Raw genomic sequence first — 25,170 nt, 5'->3', positions numbered from 1 at the left:
ATTCCCATTTACCAAACTAATATTAGTCTCGTCATATAAAACAATATGCCATTTAGTTCATTAGTCAATTTATGTACAATTGCGCAATAATTTCCCCTATCTCTGCTCGCATCTTTCTTGCCTCAACCTTTGAAAGGCGACGCGCATTCCCTTCCCTTGCACTGGCTACTGCCGTCATCATGTAGAGTGCTTTGCTATGTCCTTCGACAGACTTAGTACGTATAGCAACATCAACAATGGGAATATAGTCAGTTTTCAATGTGGCAAAATGTGCATAGACAACCAATAAGTCTTGTTGAACAGGGTATGTTTTGTCTGCGCACCAGCAGCTAAGGTTTAGATTATTCATGCCTTTAAGTAGTATGCTTGGCGTCAATACAATGGTTTTCGCTCGCACTAATGGGTGGACCACATTTAATGTTGTGCCTTCAATCATCCAACGTAATACTCGGTGAGATTTTAACTCCAGTGTTGAGTCTACAACATATGACTCTATCGTATTCCCACCTTTATCCACTACTTGAACCAAATACCCTTGATAATCTTGCGATGAGGTAAGCTTGAAGGTTACCGGTCGTAATAAGGCGAACCCGATTACCACCAGTAACGTTGCGAGGACCAAGCCGACAAGACACTGTTTTTTGATAAAACTAAGCAATGTTAATCTCCAACACTAAGGGTTAATCCTCAAAGTCACAGGATGCACAAACACATCACTTTGTGCTGAATCACGCAGAATAATGTTGAAGTCGACGTCTGCTCTTGAAATCACTTTAGAAGCCGAGATCTCGTAGTTCACACGTAATGTATGTTGATCGACAAAGCTGGCATTGCTGGTTTGTATACTCAAGCCCGCAGGCATTTGAGAGAATTGACTGAATAAATTGCGCACTTGTGACATAACTTGGCTATCAGCGCTCACATCAATGGCGATCGTTTGGCTCTGTCCTATTGTTAGGTTGACAACTTCAACGGAAGCATTTGAATCAACCTCTATGGGTACTTCAACCGCTTCGCGCTGCGTATCATATGTCGCTTCTACAATGACCGAATGCACACCATTGGCCAAAGTGAGCTCAGTCGTAAATGAGCCATCTGCACTTACACTCACAACATTGCCATTTACCGCAACGGATGCAGCGGCCTTATCAACCTGACCCGTGACGATGACACGCTCTGAGTTGAATACTTCATTCGGTTTAGGCGTCAACACCACCAACCCAATAGACTCTTCAACCACCTTGATTGTCATTGGCGTAACAAGCGTTGAAATAACTTGATTAGCGCCATCTTTCATCACGATAGACAGATCGGTTGCATAGCTATCAGCCGTCACATCCTCAGCGACCTCAAACTTAAAATCAAAACCACCACCGTTGCCCGAGCAGTAAACATTGACCATTTTGAAGTCGATGCCCGCATACTCGTTAGACAATGCGTAAGTATATGATTTCAATGCCGACATTTGAGCTTCATTCATGTCGATATGGAGGCTTCTCACCACGCTTTCACCGCCTTTTAGTACCTCTACTACATTTTCAGATGTGGCTGAACTCACATGCACTAAACGAGACTCCTTCACGCTTTGCTCCCCATAGGTCGCACTTATTTGCAAAGAATGCTCGCCAGCAAACAGATTAATCCTCTTCGAAAAATGCCCCGAATCATCCACGCTAACTCCAAGGCCATTGACTTTGACTTTTGCTGTCGGGTGAGAAACTTGACCCGCTACCATGACACGCCCATCGTCATTTGAGCTATCATCTTGAGGGCTTGATACCGTTAAAGTTAAGGGCTGTGGTAAAACTTCAAAGCTGATCACTTGCGATTGAACCTGATAGCCATTATCGGCTCGAACCGTCGCTTGATGTTGGCCTTCAAAGAAGTTCAACTGCTTTGAAAATTGCCCTTGCGCAGAGACTTGCGCCGCTAAACCATTAATTGTGACGTTTGCAAGAGGGTCATTTACCGTCCCGCTAAATGTGACAGTGTTGTTCGACAGAGTCTCCCCCTGCTCAGGGCTTGTTACGGATAACCTCAATTCTGAAACCAAAACGTTGACTTGGTACTTTTGCGAAATCTCTTGATGCTGTGTTGTCGCTATGACCTCAATTTGGTTATACCCTTCATTTAATTGTAACTCATGCTCAAACCGACCTTGGCTATCTAGCGCGACCAAGGAACCATCGAACCACAGAGTTGCGCCAGAGTCACTCACTGAGCCCGTGACAGTATATCGAACTGTAGGAATTTGTTGATTTTGCGCTAGATTATCCAGCTCTAAGATTAATCGGGGCACTTCAACATACACCACAATATCTACTCGGCCAGTGTAGATCACTTCCCCGCTAGAATTGAGCAATTCTACAATCATAGGCACGGTGTAAACACCCGGTTGCACCGAGTCACGCACCCACACATTGTACATAAATACAATCGTATCTCTGGGCGTCCCTTTCATTGTTTTGTATCTGAAATCGACTTCCACGCCCCAAGGCGCCTCTTGTGCTTCTCTAAATCTAAACCTTGATGTTTGCGAAATTGCTTCAGCGGTGGCGACCAGATCAAACTCGCTATCAACTGATTCATCTCGAGCAACAGAAATATGAGACTTAGTCGCTACAACACGATTCACATTGAGGGTTTTTTGACTTTTCCCAAAGTCATTTTCAGCAACGATTTCGATGACATTCATGCCTTCATTGAGCGCATATTCCAATCTAAAATTGCCATACTCAGGGTCAACTTGAACAGAGGAGCCATTGACTGTCACCGACGCAGTTAAGTCTTCCACAGAACCCATGATAAAGACATAATCATTGGTGGTGGTTTGATTTAGAGACTCTGGCATCTCAATCGTCAGGTTAGGGCTTCCATACTCAATTGAGAACCGTATAACTTTTTCTGTTTTACCAGCATCATTACGAGCACTTATTACGATTTGATGCTCCCCTTGCGAGTAATCAGCATGATGGAAAAACTGGCCACTACTCATTTGAGATACAGGTTTACCATCTATGGTTAACTCATTCACGGGAATACTTTGATCAATCGTCCCTTCGATTACGATGTTCTTGTCACCTGCACGATAAATTTTGAATACCTCACTTTGGCGGGGGCTGGTTACTGTGAACACAGGCAACGGCATAGCTTTACGAGTAAATCGGTAGGTGCGCTCAGACACTTGGTCATTGAGTGTTGAATGCGCTTTGATTGACACTTGATTTTCGCCAAGTTGAAGAGGCATTTTTACATATTGATAAGTTTCTACATCATAACTTACTGCTAATGCGCTATAACTTTGTTCTGCAAGCACGCCATTGATATACACCTTTGCAAAGTGGTCATTTGGTGTTTTCACTTGTACGTCAACCACGGGGTAATACGTTTCGCTATTTGGCCGCGGTGAAATAACCTCAATCTCCGGTGCCGCTTGCGTATTTGCTAACACATCAACAAAGCTAATATAGCGCCTGTCGTGCTGTATCACTGACTGATTATCCGGCACATTTAGGTAGTGGTGTATACGTTGTGCACCGACCGTTGCTCCACCAGCGTTGGTTTCTACACCATAACGTACATCACCAATAAAAATGCCGTCGTTGTTAACTTGTCCTGACATTGTTTGAATAAACGATGACATGTTAACTGTGTCATTATTTTTGTTGATTCTCGCCTCTGACCATACATGCCCCGGATCATAGTACGTGATAATTTCATCTAAATAGTTATTATTAAAGGCTTCGCCCGGTGCTAACGTATAAACAAATGGCGTATATTCCAGCCTAAACTCTTTACTAATCGACTCCCCATTTGCGTTAAAGACCTCTAGCTTGTACTGTTTTTCTGAAGCATCCACACGCCCAGATAACAGTAGATACTCATTGAATCCATTATTTAATGTGCTTCGTTGTACCCTGATACCTCGACCATTAAGCTTTGCGTTTGAGGGGATAAAATTGGCAACACTTGCCACAACCGACGTGCTTGTAGAATATACTTTCCCCTGCTCAGCATGGTTCCAGATATAAACTTTAGGTTGCTCTGAGATGTCTACATATTGCGCAAAATAGTTGAACTTTTGATTGTGTAGCTCCTTGTCTTGTTCATCAAAGGCACTAATGGGATTTGCGACGTCTGAGACATCTCCCACATCAACCAAACGTTGGAATATTTCGTATTCAAACTCCAAAATGACTGTGCGACGGTTAAGCTCATCGACGCCAAGATCTTCAACGATTCTACCATTGCTGATGTGGCCATATGCACCATAGCGGGAAGACGCGCCATTCGGTACAGGTGCCTGAAACAGCCCCCGCCTTGTGCTGCGCACCCAGCCGAGGTCAAATCTAAATGTTTTTGCCTTATTGAATAGCGCATTGTCCATCGTGAAAGAAGCGCGAACCGAGTCTGGTTGTAGGACCTTAAGCTTCAGAGTTCGCTTCTCATAATGCGCAATGCCAAGTAATTTCTGAATTCGCCCATCGGTGAACTCCAATTCCGTAGTAAGTACATTGCGGCCCTCTTTTAACTCACTGTCAACCTCAACAGCAATAGAAACATCGCTTTCACCATCGGCATATATCCAGCGGCCATTGTTAACTCTGGCACGTTTCAATTCACCATTTGTCGCAATTTTAATCGTTGGCCAATTTGTAAATAAACGCGCTCTATCAATCAAGTTGGTGTAGCGAGCCGTGATATCGTTTTGATGAACTTTTAACTTGTAGTACGTGCTATGTCCTTGATGTTGCGCCACTACTGTCAGCCAGTTTTCTCCTTCGGTAATTGGCAAGGTTATCGAGAACTGCTTCCCATTCAACACCGCGTTTTTACCATTTACCTTTACGACAGCACCCTCTTCTGAAATCACCCCTTGCAAAAAGATTTCATTGCCAGACACGTGCTGATTATGACCATGTGAGGTTACTTTAATGTCCACACTGTTTTGAGGATAATAGTCGAGCCTGTACGTTTCTTTACTGCGATTCCCTTGGCGGATCAATTCAAATTCTAAGTAGTTACGGCCCGCTTCCAAGGTGATTGGAATATCAAAATACCCATCGTCAAGGGGCACGTTGACTCCCTGATAAATTAATGATTCAGCTTCAATAACATAGCCTTGGAACCGTGTGTTCGAAGAAGAGACATCGTCACCATCTTGATGAGAAGTCACTACCATCACAGCACCGCCACCTACTCTTATGGTGGTTAGATTTAGCCATGTTTCTTCTATGTACTTTAAAGTGCCGAACGCATTGTTAACTTCGATAGGCACACCAAACTGTTCAGAACCATATTTAGGGTCCACGCTGGTCGTGTTAAAACTAATACGCACACCAGGTACATTCTCTGAAATCACGTGTCTAAACGAAACCAAATATCCAACCTTTTGCATATCTGGGTAGATGCTGTTCCATGAAGAATATTCACCCTTTAGTGTCTGGTCTTTACCATAAAAAGTCACATGAGACGGAGTTTTCGCCTCTTTAACTCTGTCAAACATGACCGACTGAAGTAGATCGAGGTCCACATTCGTCGCCGCGGGCAGCGTCACAGAACGAGGTTGGCTACGAAGCGAAATCACTTGCTCTGAACGCACACCGTATTTGCCAGTGGCCACTATTTTAATGGTATTGTCACCTGCTTTAAGTTCAATTGGATATGCAGCAAAGTACTCTCCTTGTAAGTTCGCAGGTACCTCATTAACCGTAATACTCGTCGCATTATCGTATCGTCCTGCAATTGTCACGGCTTTTGCAAAAACCAATTGGTCTTGTTGGTGAGATGCCAATGAAATACGGGGTGGCTCTGCATACTTTATTGTAAACTCAAAGAAAATCGGTAAACCATTTTGATCTCGCCCTGAGATAACCACCCTATTTTCACCTTCTTGTAAGGTGAAGTCTTGCAAGCTGAAGCGACCATTCACCACTTCAACGGCTTCTCCGTTAATCATCACAAGCCCTGACAGGGTATCTATATAGCCACTCACCTCAACTGAAGAAGTAGAAACGACCTGCAATTGATCAAGGTTGTTAATACTGACACCATGCTTACTTACCTGATGCGACTTGGTCGTGAATGGCGATATAACCTCTACTTGATAACCTTCCGTCACAGCTAAGAAGAAATCTTCACCAGCAGGTTCATCATCAACAAATAATGCGGTTTGATGTAATCCAGTTTCAGTATTGATAGACGTGATCGATTTAACTTTATCTGGCCCATACTCTTTTAAAAACTCAAAAGCTGTAGCAGTCGCTGTGCTACAAGGTAAGGCTGTAAAATTTACCCCAGCTTTGAGGTCAACAGGGCGACAGATATTATCTTTGGTGGTTTCAATCAAGGCTTGGTTGGTACTTTGCACGACTAACGCCTGATGCATAGTGAGATTAAAGTCCTCACCTGCCCACTTTTCTCCATCAAAGGAATACTCTTTTTCGATATTTCCTGATATATCAATAGTGGCAATTCGGCTCACATCACCATGCTCACGTAATACATGACTTAGCCCCGACACCTTCGCTTGCTGTAATAACTCAACAGGGAAATAGACGTAGTTATTTCCTCTCACCAAACGAATATTGGGTATTAATGCGTCGCTACCTTGTACCAACTCTTGTGCGTTGCTAACACCGTCATTGTCAAAATCGGCTTCGCCATCTGTTATTGTGTTCGACCAAGAATAGGGGTTTTTAGGGTCGGTAAATAACGTATTTATTTCGATGTCATTGTCTATGCCATCGCCATCCATATCACTATCACATGCATCGCCAAACTCATCACCATCGATATTATGTTGGTCTTCATTATGAATTTCTGGACAGTTATCACTCACATTTAAAATGCCATCGCCGTCTAAGTCTTGTGGCGATATATCGCACGCGTCACCTTTACCGTCTGAGTCACTGTCAAGTTGATCAAGGTTGGGGGTAAACTGGCAATTATCATCGGCCACAAAAGCACTACCCGCGAGTAACAGATTAAGCAGCTTAGTATGATCCGATGAACTATAAGCTGAATACGCTGAGCCATCCGACGCGGTCATAAATAAAACTTTGCCTTGAGTCGGTATATGACTCGGCAGTCGAATTGCTAAAGTCTGCTCTGATGTTTCTATGGTAAGCTGACTATAGGGCTGATTCACAATCACACATTCACAATTATCAGCATCTAACACCACCAATAACTGACCTTGTACCGCTTGTTGCTCCGGCGTAAGTGGGTATGTTTTATATTTGTGGAGACTTAAATCAAACTCACCAAGCAAAAACTGCTGGTTATCGCTCAGCGATTGTTTTACAAAGTGCAGCTTAGCCTTGGCATTTTTAGCGAAACGAAGATTGTTACTTTTCACGCTACGTAAATCATATAAGCGTAATGCGCTGTCTGATGGTTCACCTAACTGTTTGTAATCTAATACGGTGTCATTATCATCGTCCGTATCACATTCATCGCCCAAACCGTCTAAGTCATTGTCATTTTGATGCGGATTAGCATGCAGAGGGCAGTTATCAACAATGTCCCCCACTAAGTCCGCGTCACTGTCCGTTTGCTCAGGGTTTGCTATCAAAGGCGCATTATCTTTGTAATCCTTTATACCGTCATTGTCATCATCATCGTCACATGCATCTCCTAGTGCATCATCATCAGAATTTCGCTGATCTGAGTTAGCAAGTGCGGGGCAATTGTCTACACGGTCAGCAACACCATCATTGTCAGCATCCGTGTAAGGGGGGTGCTCTTGGGCATTTTTTGGATCAAACCCTTGTTTAATTTCATCCGAATCAGAGAAACCATCTCCATCAGTATCCGCTGATAATGCATCCGTTTTATACACAGAAAGTTCTTCATAATCAGACAAGCCGTCGTTATCTGTATCGGCACTTGTTGCAGAAACGCCAGCAACCTTTACCTCTTGATAGTCACTCAGTCCATCGCCATCGGTGTCTGACGAATTCGATTTTGTTCCCAACGTATACTCTTCGTAGTTGGATAAGCCATCTTTGTCCAAATCTAATGCTGCATCATCGACGTGCATATTCAAACCGTTTTCCAGTTCATACCAATCTGGAATACCATCTGAGTCGGTATCTTTGACTTCATTAATAAACAATGGGTAAGGAATAACCTGTAATCGCCCAACCTGTGAGTTTTCTGCTAGTGTATATGATTCGTTAGACAGACCACTGGCGGTATGTCCCTTGATCTTTACATTGCTTTGAAGCAACTGAATATGCTGTTCGTTATTGGCGACATTTGACAAGCTTACCGCTGCCATATTTTCTGGTAATGAGTCACCCACAATATGGGATAAAGGGTAGGCCCCTTCTGGAAATTGAAAATAAACTAAGCTGCCTTGTGAGCTTTGTTCACTTTTTCTTTCTATATACGCCGCTAACGTATCATTTAATACGACGTTTTCTCGTGCCATTGTTTTTACATGAAAAAGAGGCCCATTTTGAGGCAAACTCTGGCTCGTGCCATCAGTATTTTCTTGTTGAATACGAAAATAATAATGTGTATCTGGCGCTAAACCATGAACCCGAGTTCTAAACAGTCCCTGCGCTTGCATAACTTGTTTGATGTGTTCGTTGTCAGCATAGATGAATTGGCGAACGTTATGTGCGTGGTCATAAGGCACTTCGCCTTTTGGGTCCAAATACACGTGCACTGTGCCCTGCGTATCACTAGGCGCTGACCAAGCAACAATAAAAGATCGCGTGCTGACATCAGATATTCTAACACTCGACTTAATTAACTCAGCTGCAGATACAACTGAAAATAGCAACCAATATAAAACTATCGCAGCTAATAACTTGAATCTCATCGTATCCCTACTCCTGACATTGAATCGATGTGGGGTAAATAAATGAACAGCTTACTTCTTGCGTTGCATTACCAGCTGAATCAGAAATGCTTAGCGTAAAGGTATTGCTACCTGGTTGAAGTTCGGATGCTTTTGGCTCGTAAATTAATTGGAAATGCTGAGGACTCGTTTCGAGTACTGCATCATTCACTTCTGCTATTTTGTGATGTTCTAGCCAGATTTGTGCAAAATTAGGCGCTTGTGCCAGCTTGATGGTGTCTTTTAAATTAGTACCGTTTACAACATCCCCATTTGGCATCGTAATTTCTAACTTGGACAAGTCGATACCACTCACTTTTTTAATCCCTGGGTAAATGCTTGTATCTTGGTTAGCTCCAGAGAAAACATCTTCCGCCACAAAGGATAAACTCACAGCTTCTGGATAAAGATACACATAACCAGTTAGGTTTTGGACCGTGCGCTCATAGACCACATCTATCCAAGTACCAATGCCAGGCCTCTCCTGAGATGCACCAACCGCTACGCCATGCGTGTAACTTGGCACCAAAGCCTTGACAATTATCGGTTTTCTAGGATTGTAATCACCCACACTGGTGACTTTCACGGCACCCGCTCTGTGCATGTATGAACGCGTGTATAGCGGTGCTCGGCATCTTAAGTTACTGGTATTTTCCGTACATACTAATCGACTATCAACTGCTTCGATTTCAGTGCCGATTTCTTCTTGATTTAAAACACTAAAGAATATCTCCTCTGCTTTTTGGCCCGTAGGCACAATTTGAGAAAAGTCTTGTATGCGGTTGATATCATTGTATACATACATGGCTTGGGGGCCTTGCCAGTGATAGCCCTCAACCGTACCATCCTCAATAAGCTCATAGACATCTGCCCACAATACTTTGTCAGAAGTCACTGGTAACTTAGTCAGATCTCGAGTGAATGCATGTGGTTTAAATAACAGCGCTTCTTTGACTGGCTGGCCAACTAATTCATTGATGATTGACTTCTCAGCCACCAGCCTTGGTCCCATATCAATATCTAGGTCAAACTCAATCGTGTGTGAGCCGACTTGTAAAACAAGTTTGTATGTTTGTGCAAGCCCTGGTGTATCTCTTTGACCAAATTCATCGATTGTCGGGATCACATTACCTACACTCACAGAGCCCAGCCAAATGCCTCGTTCATCAGTGTGGTTGTCACTCAATTGAGCCCCATTAATCCGACCGGGCAATATTTCGATACCCGAATCTGACTTTGGTGATACCACTTTAATTTCAGCATCAGCCACAGGGTTTCCAAACTCATCTTTTGCTATCAGGCCCACTCTGTTGTAATTCACCGTCAGCAATGTGACCTGAAACTCGGACATTCGACTTGGCGTTAGACTCGCAACTGATCCAGCCCTTGCGTCTGCTGTGTAAACAACAGGCGCCGATTGACCTGGAACTGACATCATCACGACTTGAGGTATTGCAACCAAAGGTTGTGACAGGTCACTGGCATCGTCGTTTAAATGCAGCTTTTCACCCAGTTTGTGATAGACCTTTACCTGACCTTGTGCATCAGTTTCTGTTCGAATAACCTTTTTATCTGTGCTCCCTGACTCAACGCCAAGTTTCCCACCACCTGAAACGACAATCCACTCAACGGGCACCCCTTCGATGCCATTACCGTCTGCATCTTGAAAAGTTGCTTGCCACGGCTCCGGTAGCTCCGCACCAACTGGGCAGAGGCTGCCACAGTTTTGCTCTGTTTTATCAATTAAGACCTTAGCGACAGGCGCGCTGATGACTTTGACATGCATCAGCACAGGCTTTATCTCTGGAAAACCTGGAACACTAATCAACAACTGGAAGTTTTCAACCAAATCAGGAACTACCGCGTTCACAGCTACCATCCCGTAGTTGTCCGACTTAAGCGTTTCAAGATAGACATCACCCGAAAAATCACTCGCACGTAATGCATGGTGAGAACTTGCAGCAACGCCATCACGCGTAAGCACGGCACTTAACTGTGACGAAGGGGCTTTTTGAGAGATAACCACATCTGCGTTAGCAACCGGCTGTCCGCGTTTGTCTGTTAGTAATAGCAATATTGGTTGCTGGAGCTCAGTGCCTCTTACCGCCGTTTGCAAATCACCTTGTAAAATAGAGGTTCGGGCAGCGCCTTGCGGGGCATCAATATCAAAACTCAGTTGATAGTTACCAATGGTTTGCGCTGATACGACGATGGTATAAATACCCGTTTCTTGCAGCGTAAAGTTTTGCACACTCACTGTACTTGCTGGGGTGTTGGCATCGCGCTTGAGTAGCAACCCGCCTTTTGGCGTCATCAGCTGCAAGCTTAACTTTGGTTCGCTGTCTACAGGTGTCAACTGTAAGTTCAGTTTCGAGCCTGCCAGCGCAACGAAAGTGTACACATCTTGCTCGCCAAGTGTCTGGATTACGCCATTGACTTTCATACCTGAAAGAAGTTGGTTTGCGCCTTCCGACGCTTCATTAATATGCTGATTTTCGACAACCAGCGTTACTTCATTACTTGTTAACTCGTTGCTTGTTACACTAAGCTGGTAATCTCCCTTCGCTATATCGCCCGGTAATTGAGCTAGTAACGTATTGTGCGATGCACTTTGTACGGCGAGACGTTGCTCGCCCAACAGCACAACATTTTTACCGACATCAGCAATGAACCCTTGGCCAGATATCAACACATAATCATTAGGCAACGCCACGCCTGGCGAAATATGGTTGATAATTGGTGCCGCGACTTCCTTTTTTGACAGCTCGAAAACGCCACTGTCCATAAGCATCCTAACTTCAATGGCCATACCGTGAGAAATATCAAATTTATCGCCAATGACTTGTGTGTCTTGATAACGAGTTTCAAGATGCGTTTTAGTTGAAGCATCATAGTAGCGAATACTTTCTACTTTAGTCTTGGGACCTAATGTACTTAAAAATTGATAAGAGTCGAAATTGGCTGGTGGACAAGTGACCGAGACTAGGTTTAAGCCCTTTCGCAGTTCAAATGCATGGCAGTGGGTTTCACCAGGAAACAGCAACTCACCATCCGTTTCACTGCTAACCAGATATCCTTCTCCCTCTTGAATATCAAATTGAATACCCTGAGGTTTGCCATCCAGCATAAAGGCAAACTCAAAACCTCCCGTTTCACGGTTAAATCGCTCAATACGATTCACACCAATAAATTCAGATAGTTGTCGCAACAAATCATGAGACGTGAGGCCAAATGGTACTTTTTGCGGATAACCAAAATAGTTCAAACCTTTTTTTAAGGCAAAACCAAATTCACTGGCCACCTTTTTATTAATATAAAAATCGATGTTTTCAGTTTGTGAACCTGGAGTCACTTCAAATAACTTAGGCTCTTCGGTCCGAGCTTCATAGGAGGACTCCGCAGCATCAAAATACTCTCTTTCAAAAAAAGTTGAGTCTGGTACACCTATCATACTGGTGAGTTGTTCAGCTTCGAGCCCTGCGTGGGATGCATCCAGTGGTTCTATCTTTAAGAAATACTTGCCAAGCGGCACATGTAAACGGTATCCGCCACCGTTAACGCTGTAAGTACCTACTACTTTTTCTAAGGTCTCGCTGTTAATTGCATAGATGTGAGCACCATTAATTGTATTACCAGATACACCATCTACGACCTTTCCCTGAATGGTGCCATAGCGCTGCTTCGAATCGTCATCTCCCATGTAACTTGTCAGCGTTGCGATATCATCCGTTTTCAGCTTTGCGCCACGCTCGAGATCGTTATCGCTACCAGGGTACATAACACTGTATTCAAAAGAGCTGTGATCTAAGCCTAAACAGTGCCCTATCTCATGCAGGGCAACGTTATGAATTTTTTGCTCTGAAAACGCCTTCGCGCCGTCAAAGAAAATATCGGCGTCAAAAATCGTTCCGGCAGGGTATACACCGTGGGGAATATCTCCATTGCCATCACCATCTAAATCGTGATTGTCTTCATTGATGACAATATCACTATAAAACCAACTTGTTGCGCAAACAGCCAGAACGTCTTGAGCAAACTCCATCTCGCCATTACTAAATGACACGATATTGATGCCATCTATAAATGGACTCAAGCGGCTTCCCAATCCTCTACCAGTTTCTAAAGTGGTGCCTCGATACACAAATTCAACGTTGCTGTCAGGTAGTGACTGCCAAGCCGAAAAAGCTTGCTGTAACCTCTGCTCTAAGGTCGCAAACTCAACCGCTGCGTACCCCGCTTCGTTCAGGTGCCATTGATAAGGTAAAAGATCTTGGTGCCAGCGCAGCGGAACCATCTGATTTGACTCGTTGATTATCCACTGAGGGCTACCAGCAAGCACAGGAAATGCTGCCAACGTACAAAGTCGGCAAATCCAATTTGCAATTTTCATGAAGTTGGTCTTTTTATTAGTTAATACAGTTGTGGCTCACAGCAAGCTGCTTAAGATGCCCTTGTGATGTGTGTTTAAACAAAGAAACCCCTACTTTTTGAGGTAAGGTAATTTCGCATAACGTGTTCAGTACGTAGTTATTGTCCGCCACGCTATTTAAGTGAGCTAATTGCAAAGTCATATTTGCCGCTGAGTAATTGGGGTCCCAAACACTGGTAATGGCAAGTGCGCCATCAAGCGCTTGCACCGGTACAAGCAATGCAAAATTAGACAGGTGAAACACGCTGTGTTTTGACTGCGCCTTCACCGCAAGTGGAAACTTTGCAATATCTGGGACCGCTAAAAAGTGCAATCCATCTACAGAAGTTGTGTTATTCACTTTCAAATAAGACAAAGATGCGCTCAATTGCATTTGTTCGAGGCTGGGCAAGTTAATCTCAATGCCATGGTTGGCAAGCTCAGCGATATGTGAGTCAATATTTGCTTGCTTTACCCCTAAGTGCAGATGCCTACTAGACAATTTACTACCTTCAAAAGACAAAGCCGTTTTTAAATATATCTCACTCGTTTGCGCAGTCGTATTAAACTGTAAATACTCTGCCTGCGCCGTTCCCACGATAAACGACAGAATTGTCGCAAACAATACTCTCACTTTTTCCATGTCTTAGTTGCCTTCCTTATCAGACTCAACGTGCACGCCTTTGCGCGCCCCCTCGACTGATTTGTCTTTAATAACAACCTGTGACTGGCGCTTTAAGCTCGGTAAACCGGTTGCACCATATGCAATTGACTGCGGGTTAATACGCTTAACAATAAATTTATTCGTTAGATTCACTTTTTTTATCTTTTTATTGTTCAGGTGGATCTCTTTTGAAGAGGGTTCAGCGCGGTTTACTTTGTTTTGTGCAGGCACTTTAGTTTTCACTGTTGGCACAGACTGCATTGGCAAGAGGTGTGTTTGCTGAGCTTCGGTCGTTTGAGTTTGCATCAAGACATCCAATGCATGCACTTCGCTCGGCTGCTGTACGGCTTTGGCGGCTTTTATACCAATAAGTGTGAGTAATAAAACAACAATAAGCTTATACATTGCCCTTTTCTCCCTTTACTCTAGTCTGTTTAATCAATTGCCAGATACGCTTTTTAGCATTGGGTAATGTTAACGCTTCTTGCTGAAGCACAGCTTTGCTGGAATTAGCAACAGATGGCTGTTGTGCTTGCACATCTATTTCGTGAGGTGGTACAACTTTCAGTTGCTTTAAAGCTGGCAAAGTCACTTTATTTGTGCCAATGCCACTTAGGCGTAGCACCGAATCTGCGCCACTGACTAATTGCTGCGCACCAGAGACCGTATTACGGGTGAAGAATATCGCTTCATCTGCCACATTTAATTTAACTTGATGTGAAATAGACTGAGATATCATGACATTTAACGTCGGGTGCATGGCACTACCACCCGCTTGGACGATATATAATTCGCTTTTCCCAGCTATCCCATAGGTACTTGCAACTAAATCATCTCTCACCAAAATGCGATGGCGTGTAACAATCTTACCGTCGACCCACTCACTGCTTTTCGACATAACTCGACCTTGCACCACATTGTCAGCAGCGCGTATCTGCTGAGTAAGATCAATGGCCCCAGCCTTGTAACTGCTGATAAATATCAGTAGTACTAACCAAATGCGTAAATACATCGGCTTATAACTCCTTTTTCTCTGGTGTTGTTGAGCCCTGTGAAACATCTAATCTGATTTCAGGTGCACTGCTGTCGAACAGCAAAACATGGTTTTTGTCAAAACCTGGGTGATATGCAAATGCGCCTTTTTCCTCACTGCTCAAACCAAACATGTCACCCGGGCTCGATGTGTCAGAGTGCCAAAAGTAGCGGTTTTCTCGAGAGGTAAACTTATTTTTGCCATCATCAAAAATTGTGAATTCTGGGCCTGACCGAGTCACATAACGCCTTGCTGGAGATTGCGGGGTCGCGTCCAGTAGTGCACCGTGATTTAAATCATTGCTTGGAAAGCCTTTCGAATCTCTATGATTATTTATATCTGCGGCTTTCACCAGCAGTGTAACGCGGCCATTTAAGTCATCACTGAACAGGCTTTTAAGCGCATTCGCGGGCACCCGCACTCGCCAGCAATTGCTCGTCTCACTGCCTTCTTCACCAAGTATCTGGCATCCTTTGTAAGTATCTGAAGGTAATATCGAAAACGATAAATCGTTGTTGTCAAAAACAGCCTCATTGCCATTGAATGACAGGCCAAGTGAAAATGCACTGTCTTTCAACTGCGGATGTCTAACCACTTCGTTAAACTTGAGCTGCACAGTTAAATCCTGTTCTTGAGTCATGAAGCTCAAGTGCGGAATTGTCTGCGCCTTGTAACGCCCAGAGATATAGCTGAAATACTCTGTGCTATGGCGACCTTGGCCTCGCTCATCCGTCATTTCTATACGCCCATCTGATTTGACTTCACCTAACCACCTCATACCATAGCTTTTACGCTCTTGTTGAATAACCTCAACCTGCTGCAAATAAGGTGGCAAGTTAGCAATGTCATAAAAAAACTGGCTATAACCGACTAAAAACTCCATGGAATACGGGATGAGCTTTTCTGCATAACGTTCCAAAAGGCTATCACCTCGAAAACACCTTAACTCCTGCTTTGACCAAAGATCGCATGTTTTTATCAATGGGTTTGAGGCTGAAAATGGCTTGGTAATATCTTGTCTTATATAAACCGGTCTCAGTAAAACCTCTCCGGGCGATATCTGACGCCCAGCAACCTCTCCTTCATAGGTCACACCTTTCATTGTTTGTTCTATATAGTAATACCCCTGCGGTCCACCAAACGCGCTGGCTTCCCACCATTCGGCGAACATACTATTTATCTTTCCGGCGAGTTTAAACTCATGAACATTGAAGTCTCCCCTATCTCCAAAGGTATCTGCAGCAGCATGCATAATCTCATATTGTGGCAGCGAAGTTCTGGACCAAACATTGAGCTTTAAACCACATGCATCTATCTTTGGGCCCAAATCGCTATCAAAGTCAGAAAGCGCTCCGAAGTAGAACATTTTGCTTAGCTCACCCTTGCCACATAGCTTATTAGCCGCACGATAAGCCGCTTTCGTTGCTTCTACATCAATATTCCAAGTTTTTACATCATTCGTAATCAGTAGAGATACCGGGTGGGCAAACAATCTCGTATCTTTCATCTCAACCAGCTCGACCTCATGAGACAAGTCCGCTTGAAATAATGCCGTGTTGTAAATGCCTCTGGACATATTATTAGGGTCAGTCAGCGTGTTGAGCTGCGAATAACCTTGAGGACTTGTCTTACGCGACCAAATTTGGTCCGCTGAAGTAATTAATTTGTGCTTTGCTACTTCAACAAACCACTTGTCTATATCTTGCCTATTTATAAACTCATATATTTTACTTGGAATAAAATGTGCCTCGTAATCATCTGGCTCCCCTAGCTGGTCTTTTAACCGAGTTAAATGTGCATCATTGTGCACATGAGCAATAGACATCATATCTTCTGCGTGGTGTAAAGCATGACCAAATAACCACATCGCTTTGGCGCCACTCAGCTCTCGGCCATGCTGTTCCAAAGTCCAACTTTTGTCTGGTTGCGCTTCTCTTAAATCAGTTATGCTGTTTATATAGCCCATTGTTGTAATGGCTTTATTAAAAAACCGCCCCGCTGTAATCTCACTGGGCTCAACGGTCCCATAAATCCAATCGACATAATATGTAATAGAGTCCAACCAGTCATCGATTGACAATGGAGAGCCCGTATAAGCATGTTGAAAGTGAGACATTACTCTGCTGTCTGGCGTATCCTCCATCACAACCCCATCAATCACATTGAGACTTAGCTTTCTAAACGCTTTGTAGTTTGGAGCATCATCATCTTCATCAATCGCCTTTTGATCCTTGTCATCGAATGACGGGTCATAACCCCATAAATAAGGGTAAGATGAATCTAGAGGAACTGTATAGCGCGCTTTCCCATATTGCGCCGTGCGATATTTCGGGTGATGTTGGTAAAGCTGATGGTATGCATTTACCTCGAAGTCCTGACTTTCAATTGATTTGATAATCACCTCTGTAATTCGTGGGTGACTCGTATTGGTGTCATGCGCTGAACACCAATCACTAGAGACAATTGCCGAGACTAAGATGATCTTTTTTATAGTGGTAGGTACGTTATAGTCCATTATATTCCATTATTCGATTAGGTTTTTGTATTTGTCTTTGACACTTAACAGAACTCCAACAATCTGTTTCGGGAACACTGAAGTACCACTGCTTAAAAATAGGGCGATATTTCTCTATTATTTTTTGTTTTAGAACGCCCTCAAATTGAACCAGATAGTCTCGCTTTACACTTTGGATATGGGATACAATTGAACGCCCTAGTTCAAATCGACGGTTACGATATTGAATTTCTAATTTGTCATAGTCATCGCTGTCTGGTACAGCTTGCGCCATGTCGAGCTTTGCTTTTACCGCTATGTCGCTCCATTGCGCCATAAATGTCTCGAAAGGCGTCACGACAATGTCCACTTTTATTGGGTCATCCGCTTTGCTCGGCGCATAGCCTTGACTCAATACGACTTTTTTGTAGTTGGGGTGCATAACGACAAAAGTAATGCTTGCGTATGCGTTTGGGCGAAGTAAATCAAGATGCTCTCTAGGAAATCTAATCGCATCTCCGGCGAATCCGGTTTTGACGTGGTTATATCCAAATTCAATACCACACCCTCCATGTCCGCAGCTTTCTGAGTAGCCTGATGTGACGACAAAAGGAAAATTCGGTTTACTGCCATCACTGGTTTTTATGGTGATTTCAATAGGCCCTCGATAGCCAAAGGAGTCATCTAAAAAGTCACAACTGGCTAACAGTGATGACACCAATATCAATGTGAAAATACGCAAAGCCATAAACATAACTGACACCTTTTAAATAACTCTTAAGCCCATTTATTTAATAGAAATTATAGGGTTATCAGCACTACCCGAAATGGAATAGCCTAGTATATTCGCTACCTTTGACAGCTCTTGCTCTACAATTAGGCCTTTATCTGAGTCAACCAGCAACTTTAGCTGCTTCAAAACATCTTTTAGATTATTTTCTAAAATAAAAGCAATTGCCTCTGCGCGTTCATACTGATTCATTTCTGAGGCATAGGTATTGACTATTAGCGCTTGTTTTTTAACGGCATTGGCCCTTTTAAAAGTAATGTATCGAACACCCAGATTTTGTAGGTTTTTGTCCAAACCCACGCTCGTGAAATTCGCTTTAAAGTAGTCAAGGCTTGCCACTTCAGCTAAACCTAAAACACCTAAAATTTTGGTTTCAAAGCCATAGTTATCCAGAATAGATTGGTTGAGTGCACGTGTTAACTGCGCGATTGCCACTGAGTCATCTTTCGAACTCAATTTACCAAACACCCAACTTGCTGGCCCTCTAAAAATTGGATGTACCTTTTCACTGGCGAGCAATTTGATATGCTTCTCTACATCATTATTTGGATGAAAGGTGAAATACAATATCGCTTCGCGCAGCTTGAACCCGCCAGCCATCTCGTCATTCAGATAGCGAGTAAAGTACTGTTTACTCTGTGATGATGGACCTGCAATGAATATATTAAGTGCAAAGCTTTTATGCGCGATTGCAGCAGTGCTTGTCTCGGATGCCAACTCAATCATGCTGTTTTGCAAAGCCGAATATAACCTTTGTTCGTATACATGGTTAGAAAGTCTAAGCTTTGTGCTTAAGATCGCAGTATTAACTTTTTCAAGCTCGCCCAAATTAGCATTGTCTTTTAAACGTTCATTTTGATATTCGGCTTCTAACGCGTTTAACTGGGTAACGAGCTGTGGTATCTGATCAAGTCCTTTATCTGGTTGTGAAGAGAGCGCATTAACTTGCTGAGTAATGCGGCTTACATCAGCAAGAGATAATGCATTAGCTGAATAATTAAATAAAGATAAAGTAAATAGCAGAACTATTTTAACCTTAAAATTGACAATGTTTTGCTTTAGAACCATTAATACACCTTTTATCTCGTCCCTGAACGGCGGACGAATTATATGAAAAACAAGATCCCTGTCAAGAATAATAATTAAAAAGTATTATTTTATGTAACCAAAACAACATAAAAATGCCCAATGGAAGAGAGTTTCGTTAATTAGTAAAATTACCTCCGATTCGATATGAAAATATTATTAAACTCGTAAACTTTGTATATATTTGTTGACCACCAAACAATGCAAATATATTATCGCGCCATTTTTAGTCAGACTTAGACATGGACTTGCAGTAATGAAACCCCAAATAGGCCTCCTAAACCTGCTCTTATTTTCCCCATTTTCGTTCGCTACCTGCGATATTGTTGAGAGTATCAAAGGCGTAAACGTGAGAGCCGAACCTAACTCTTCATCGACTAAGGTTGGTTACTTCTCAAAGGGTGGACAATACGCATTAATTCAAAAAAACGGAAATTGGTATAACTTTTGGTATGACGGACAGCCGCGCTGGTCTTATGGCAAAGGTTACTTAGAAGAAAAGCAAGGTGAATGCACCACATTGACCAAGGTGCAGCAGGTACATGCTGGCCTAGATGATACGAGTGAAGTATATGGCACTGCACCCAGTGAATCAAAATGGGTCATTCAATCCCATACCCCGATTTGGTATGAAGTTTGGTTTGCTAATCAAAGAGCTTATTTAAAAAAGCAACTAGATCATATTGATATCAATATTTTGTCGCGCTCTAATGAGTTCGCATTTGTTGGTACTTACTATTCTTATCAACCCATTACTTCCTCTAACCTAAACATTACTTGGCAATTAATTTCTGCCCCTACTGGCCACCAGTTGGAGGGCGACACTTTATTTTGGCAACCTACGGAAAGTGAATTAGGAAGTCACACTATCAAATGGCGAGGGACAGCATCGAATGGCCAAATCATAGAGCATGAATACACGCTAACCGTACTACCAGCGACGCAAGCAAACTGTCAAATTGTTGAAAGTATTAAGGGGGTTAATGTCAGAGCCCACCCAAATGGAAGCGCACAAAAAATTGGCTATATTCGCTCAAAAGAGCAGTACTCGCTAATTGGTGAAAACGGCAATTGGAAAAATATTTGGTTTGAAGGCCAACAAGCTTGGTCTTATGCAAAAGGGTATTTAACTCAAGGCGGTGGCCGCTGCATTGCAATTACCAAAGAAACGCCTGTTAATATCTCTGCTGAGATCGACTCTAATCAACACGCCCTGGTGCAGCCAGATACTCGCTTTGTAGTACTTCAAGAAGTCGATGGTTGGCACCAAATCCGCTGGCAAAATCAGCTTGGCTATATTCGTAAATCTCACAGCCAGCTTTTGCCTGTTCACGATAACTGGCAGTTTGAATCCATCCCAAGTGGTAAAGCATACGTAGGGGCTTCATTTCAATATTATCCACGCTTAAATAACCAACAAAATGTCACTTTTACACTGACTCAATCACCTGCTGGCATGACGCTCAATGAAGGCGCGCTAGTTTGGAAGCCTACAGCACAACAAGTCGGCAAGCACATCGTTAAAATTACCGCTATGGATGTCAGTAAAAGTGAACTTAAGCAATCTTTCGATATTGAAGTTTCCGAGTTGGATCAGGCCTCCTGTGCAATCGTGGAAGGGGTCAAAAATGTGAACGTCCGCGCCAGTAATTCAAGCTCCAGTGAAAAGGTTGGTTATTTACACGCCGCAGAGCAATATGCGCTTTTAGGTCAAAATGGTAATTGGGCAAATATGTGGTTTGATAACGAGCCACGCTGGGCCTACGCAAAAGGCTACCTGTCGCAAAGCCAAGGAATATGTGCAGAGGCAATCGCTCAATCTGACGTGTACAATGCGAATAATGTGATTGTTGGCAATGTACCCAGTGGTTCTGTTTGGGTCGTAGTACAACAAACCAATGACTACGTTGAAACTTGGTTTAATGGCAACCTTGCTAAAATCAACAAGCAGCACTTGCGCATAGAAACCGAGCAAAGGCAGCATGTATTTACCTCAACACCAGATACCCAAGCCTATAGCAAGCAACAATACAGCTATGAATTAAGCGTAGATTCCGAAGGGCCGGTTGAATTCAGCTTATTGAATGCACCCAGTGGTATGTCTCTCAGCGGCAACCGAATAACTTGGACACCGCCTGAAGCGACCTTTGGGCAGTTTCCTGTGATTGTATTGGCGACTGTGGGTGGGCAAACAATTGAACAGTCATATTCAATCGATGTATCGGCATTGTTTCCGCCTTGTGACACTTAACCTGTCAACCTGTCAATCTGCTCAAAAGCAAAAAGCCCCAACATTGGGGCTTTTTCAATTCAGATCAAATTTAGCGCTACTTTGCAAAAGAACTGTCAATTCAAACTAGATGACGTCGTCAAATTTAAACACTATATCGTCTAGCAACGGTGTTTATCACCGCCTTTTCAATAATGAACAAAAACTGAAAAGGGTTAGATTTATATTCCAACTAAGCATTAAAAAGGCCCTTGCGGACCTTTAACTTAATTTATGCGTTAAGCACTTTAAGTAAACGCTTGGAGTCTAACTCTTCGCCTTCTACTTTCGCCTGAGCCAAATAACATACAAGGTAAAAGTCGAGTTTACGCGACTCCCCTTGTAACTTCTCATCAAGCAACGCAACTTGCTCTGCCATTCTCGACTGTTGCTCACCTTCTGGGGATTCCACATTGGTCAAAATTTCTAGTCTTAATAAAAGGCTATTGGCATTCAAATCTAATGCGTTTTTACCCTGCCAGCAAGCTGGTATGTCGCTACCCTGCTCAACCGCATTCACTAACTCAGTGAACTTTTCTCTATTTAGAGTGGAGAATAGTTCATTCAATTTAACATTAACTTGCTCAAGCAATGCTTTTTTGATTTTACTCAGGCCGCCCAGGACTTCTAATGCAGATATGTCTTCTTGAAGCTGGTTCAATTCAGACTGGGTTTTTGCCTCAATCACCGCACTGTCAAAATTAGCTAGTACTTGCCTTTGTTCAGTTTCTAGTTCTGCATTTTCGCGTTTTTGCTGTGCGACAAGCTCTTCTCGCTTAGCAAAAACTGCATCATTGTGCTTTCTGAAGGTTTGCCACAGTACATGTTCATTTTTACTGCCTGCAAACCCAATGCTTTGCCACTGCTTTTGCAGTGTTTTTAGTACTTCACAAGCATCAGCAACATTGTCATTATCAATTTGAGCTTGCGCTTCATCAACCAGTGCTTGCTTTTGCTGTGCATTGTCTTGATGGTGCGATTTTAAACGCTCATTAATTGCTGAATAAGCTGAACGATACTTGCCATTTAGGGCTTGATAGGTTTGAGCATCTAAGCTGCCCGCGCTGCGCCACTGCTTATTAACGCGGTTAAACTGGCTTTCTAACTTGCGCCAAGCGCCGTCTTCGTCAACCGAAAAGCCCGAAAGCGCTTGCATTTCAACAATGAGCTTTTCCCTATCTGCAATCACTTTTTTACGCGCTTCTTCTTGCTCAGCGAAGAATGCACGACATGGCGCAAACAGCAACTCTATTTTTTCATCAAACAGCTTCGCTTGCTGCTTTTCTTCTTCGCTTTCTATACGGCCCAGTTCATTCCAACGCACACGCAGCATTTTTACATCTGCTGCACGGGTTTTAGGATCAATATCCGATTCACCTAATTTTTCATCTAGCTGTGCGAGTAACTCAGTGCGTTTAGGTGCAGAAGCATAGCGCTGCCAGTCCTTCACTTCAGCTAACTGCGCTTGCAGCGACTCTTGCTGCTTTGCGACTTGCTCTTTGTGACCTTCAGTAAGTTGCTCGTAACTTTCTGTAAACCCATTAAACACGCCAAATGCGATATTAAAGCGGCCTTGCTCAATCAGCCTCTGCACATCACGTGCTTTTTTACGTGCTTCTTTAAGCAATTGCTGTTGTTGATCAACCAATGGCTTCATCGCTGCTAAGAATGACTTAGAAACCTCTCCAAGCTCAGCTTTTGCTTGCTTTTTCAATTCATTAGGCAACTGCTTTAATGCATTATTACACACTTGATATGCGCGCTTTTGCTCAGCTAGTAGGTTATCCAATTGAGCAATATCATCGCTTGCTTCTATTTTCGCCAACACGTCTAAAGACGACTGAAACTCTTTGCTAGCTGCAATCATTTCTGGAAGCTGAGCCAATACCTTCTCAAGTTCATTTAATTGATTGAAAAAAGGCTGTAATTCGCGGCTTTCTCGATAATCAGATTCTTCTAAATGCTTAGTTAATTGCGCAAATTGTGCTTGCAAAGATGGTTGTGACTCTACATCCAACTTCTTGACTGCATCAGTTAGTACTGATTCGAACTCGTTGCACTGAACTTTGATTGACTCAATAGCGAGACGTTTGTCTTCTTGCGCTTTTTGTTCAGCCAATTTTGCTTCATGCTGTGCTTTTAGCTTGGCAATATGTGAATTCAGCTTGTCCGTTAGTTTTTCATATTTACCGGATTGTGTAGCGAGTGTTTCTTCATCTAGCCACTTTAATTCTAGCGATTGCCACTGCTGGCTCAGCTCTTTAAATTGCGTATCGACAACTTGATAGTCTAGCTTTTCGCGCAGTGCATTAAACTTCGCCAAAATCAGCTTAACTTGCTCTGCTACTTGCTTTGGCATCACCTTAGCGAGCCTAGCTGCTTCTATATGCGCATCAATTTGCGCTTTTGCGTCGCCTGATGCACTTTTCAATACGGGTTTTGTTAACTCGTATTGGTAAATCAAGTCTAAAAGTGCGACCTGTAAAGACTCATCACCTTCTTTAAACGCTTTTTCAATTAGTTTCGCATTTGCGATTCTTTTTAACAGTTTGACTCTTTGCGCCAAAGCGATGTCTGAAAAAGCCAGTTTCTCTAGCGTTTTTACTGGTGCATATCGGTCGATATATTCTTCTCTAATTTCATTGCTCAGCATTTGCGAACCAGATAGCACAGCTTGGTTTATATGCTGTTCCGCAACTTCTTTGAGTGCTTGGTCTTGCTTATAGACTTTCCACCATAGACCTAAGTCATCGATTTTATTGAGGACCTTTTTTCTTATTTGTATCGAGTCGTCCTCTAGAGCCAAAGTTGTAAGTGCATCCGCATCCTTGGTTATGTCTAATTTATCCACCGCCGCTAAACGCACTTGCGCTTTAGGGTGCTTCCATTTAGGTGTAAATAAGTGTTTAAAGATCATTTTCAGTGAACCTAGCTATTTCGTTTTCTGCTTTAAATTCTTTTTGCAATTCTCGTTTTGACTTTTGAACCATTTCACCGTCTTCATTAATCGTAAATTGCTCATTCGACTTCGCGATTTTTGCTTGATACAACATGACGAGTTGAACAGTCTGCTCTTTTTGAGCTTCAGTCAATTCAGTGCCATCAGGCCAACGACCTGTTGACGCACCATATTGCAAGCGCTCAAATAATTCTGGGGTAATGCTACTTACCAAATTCTCTACATTCATCGTCACTTTTTCTTTTTCAAAATTACTAAGATCACACGATTAACTAAATACCAAACCATGCCTATTCCGATGGCTGATTTGGCCGCATACATCTCTATGCTGCCCTCGACTGGATGTTGCCAGTACATATATAAAAAGCCACCTAAGAATAAAATCAGAGCTAAAAAAGAGTAGTTCATAATGCTCTGCTGTTTCTTTATACGGTTTCTCACAGATAAACGACGTAATTCGTCATCACTTATTTTGCCAATTTCTACATCACAATGAGGGCAAACTGTATGCTTAGTAGAAATCGATTTATTACAACTGGGGCATTGGGCAATTGCCATACTCTAGTTACTCCGAATAAAAAATAAGGCGCCAGATGGCGCCCTATTCTACTTGGTT

13 protein-coding genes are annotated in these 25,170 nt (G+C 42.9%); 1 reads left to right on the top strand and 12 read right to left on the bottom strand.

The window, feature by feature from the left end:
* Positions 1-64: 64 nt before the first annotated feature.
* From N480_RS23730 to N480_RS23690, 9 genes are read right to left on the bottom strand one after another with little or no spacing between them, the layout of a single operon-like run.
* Entirely contained in the window at positions 65-658 is a 594-nt protein-coding gene (locus tag N480_RS23730) for a hypothetical protein (protein ID WP_063374915.1), read from the bottom strand.
* Positions 659-673: 15 nt separating this feature from the next.
* Entirely contained in the window at positions 674-8,833 is an 8,160-nt protein-coding gene (locus tag N480_RS23725; protein ID WP_063374914.1) for a thrombospondin type 3 repeat-containing protein, read from the bottom strand.
* A gap of 7 nt (positions 8,834-8,840) precedes the next feature.
* The gene (locus N480_RS23720) at positions 8,841-13,241 is read right to left on the bottom strand and encodes a matrixin family metalloprotease (RefSeq protein WP_063374913.1); all 4,401 of its coding nucleotides are present in this window, start codon (positions 13,239-13,241) and stop codon (positions 8,841-8,843) included.
* Positions 13,242-13,257: 16 nt separating this feature from the next.
* Positions 13,258-13,902, bottom strand: coding sequence for a hypothetical protein (locus N480_RS23715; RefSeq protein ID WP_063374912.1), 645 nt, complete (start codon positions 13,900-13,902; stop codon positions 13,258-13,260).
* A 3-nt stretch (positions 13,903-13,905) separates the two neighbouring features.
* Entirely contained in the window at positions 13,906-14,328 is a 423-nt protein-coding gene (locus tag N480_RS23710; protein WP_063374911.1) for a hypothetical protein, read from the bottom strand.
* On the bottom strand, positions 14,321-14,935 hold the full coding sequence (locus N480_RS23705; RefSeq protein WP_063374910.1) for a hypothetical protein: 615 nt from the start codon (positions 14,933-14,935) through the stop codon (positions 14,321-14,323). The genes N480_RS23710 and N480_RS23705 overlap by 8 nt, the downstream gene beginning before the upstream one ends.
* 4 nt (positions 14,936-14,939) lie before the next feature.
* Entirely contained in the window at positions 14,940-17,471 is a 2,532-nt protein-coding gene (locus N480_RS23700) for a hypothetical protein (protein ID WP_063374909.1), read from the bottom strand.
* Entirely contained in the window at positions 17,461-18,204 is a 744-nt protein-coding gene (locus tag N480_RS23695) for a hypothetical protein (protein WP_063374908.1), read from the bottom strand. Before N480_RS23695 ends, N480_RS23700 begins: the two co-directional genes overlap by 11 nt.
* A 33-nt stretch (positions 18,205-18,237) precedes the next feature.
* Positions 18,238-19,308 (bottom strand): hypothetical protein, encoded by a 1,071-nt coding sequence (locus N480_RS23690; protein WP_063374907.1) that lies wholly within the window; start codon positions 19,306-19,308, stop codon positions 18,238-18,240.
* A gap of 274 nt (positions 19,309-19,582) precedes the next feature.
* Here N480_RS23690 and N480_RS23685 point away from each other — a divergent pair, with 274 nt between their 5' ends.
* Entirely contained in the window at positions 19,583-21,577 is a 1,995-nt protein-coding gene (locus N480_RS23685) for a putative Ig domain-containing protein (protein ID WP_155732946.1), read from the top strand.
* 250 nt (positions 21,578-21,827) lie between these two features.
* Here the strand turns inward: N480_RS23685 and N480_RS23680 are convergent, their stop codons facing one another.
* The 3 genes from N480_RS23680 to N480_RS23670 are packed head-to-tail and all read right to left on the bottom strand — an operon-like array spanning position 21,828 to position 25,112.
* Entirely contained in the window at positions 21,828-24,512 is a 2,685-nt protein-coding gene (locus N480_RS23680) for a DUF349 domain-containing protein (RefSeq protein ID WP_063374905.1), read from the bottom strand.
* On the bottom strand, positions 24,502-24,783 hold the full coding sequence (locus tag N480_RS23675; RefSeq protein WP_063374904.1) for a YeaC family protein: 282 nt from the start codon (positions 24,781-24,783) through the stop codon (positions 24,502-24,504). Before N480_RS23675 ends, N480_RS23680 begins: the two co-directional genes overlap by 11 nt.
* 2 nt (positions 24,784-24,785) lie before the next feature.
* Positions 24,786-25,112 (bottom strand): hypothetical protein, encoded by a 327-nt coding sequence (locus N480_RS23670; RefSeq protein WP_063374903.1) that lies wholly within the window; start codon positions 25,110-25,112, stop codon positions 24,786-24,788.
* Between the last annotated feature and the right edge of the window lie 58 nt (positions 25,113-25,170).

Source organism: Pseudoalteromonas luteoviolacea S2607 (assembly GCF_001625575.1).
Lineage (GTDB): Bacteria > Pseudomonadota > Gammaproteobacteria > Enterobacterales > Alteromonadaceae > Pseudoalteromonas > Pseudoalteromonas luteoviolacea_E.
Note: the sequence above shows the minus strand (reverse complement) of the source record. Positions and strands in the feature narration are given on the sequence as shown.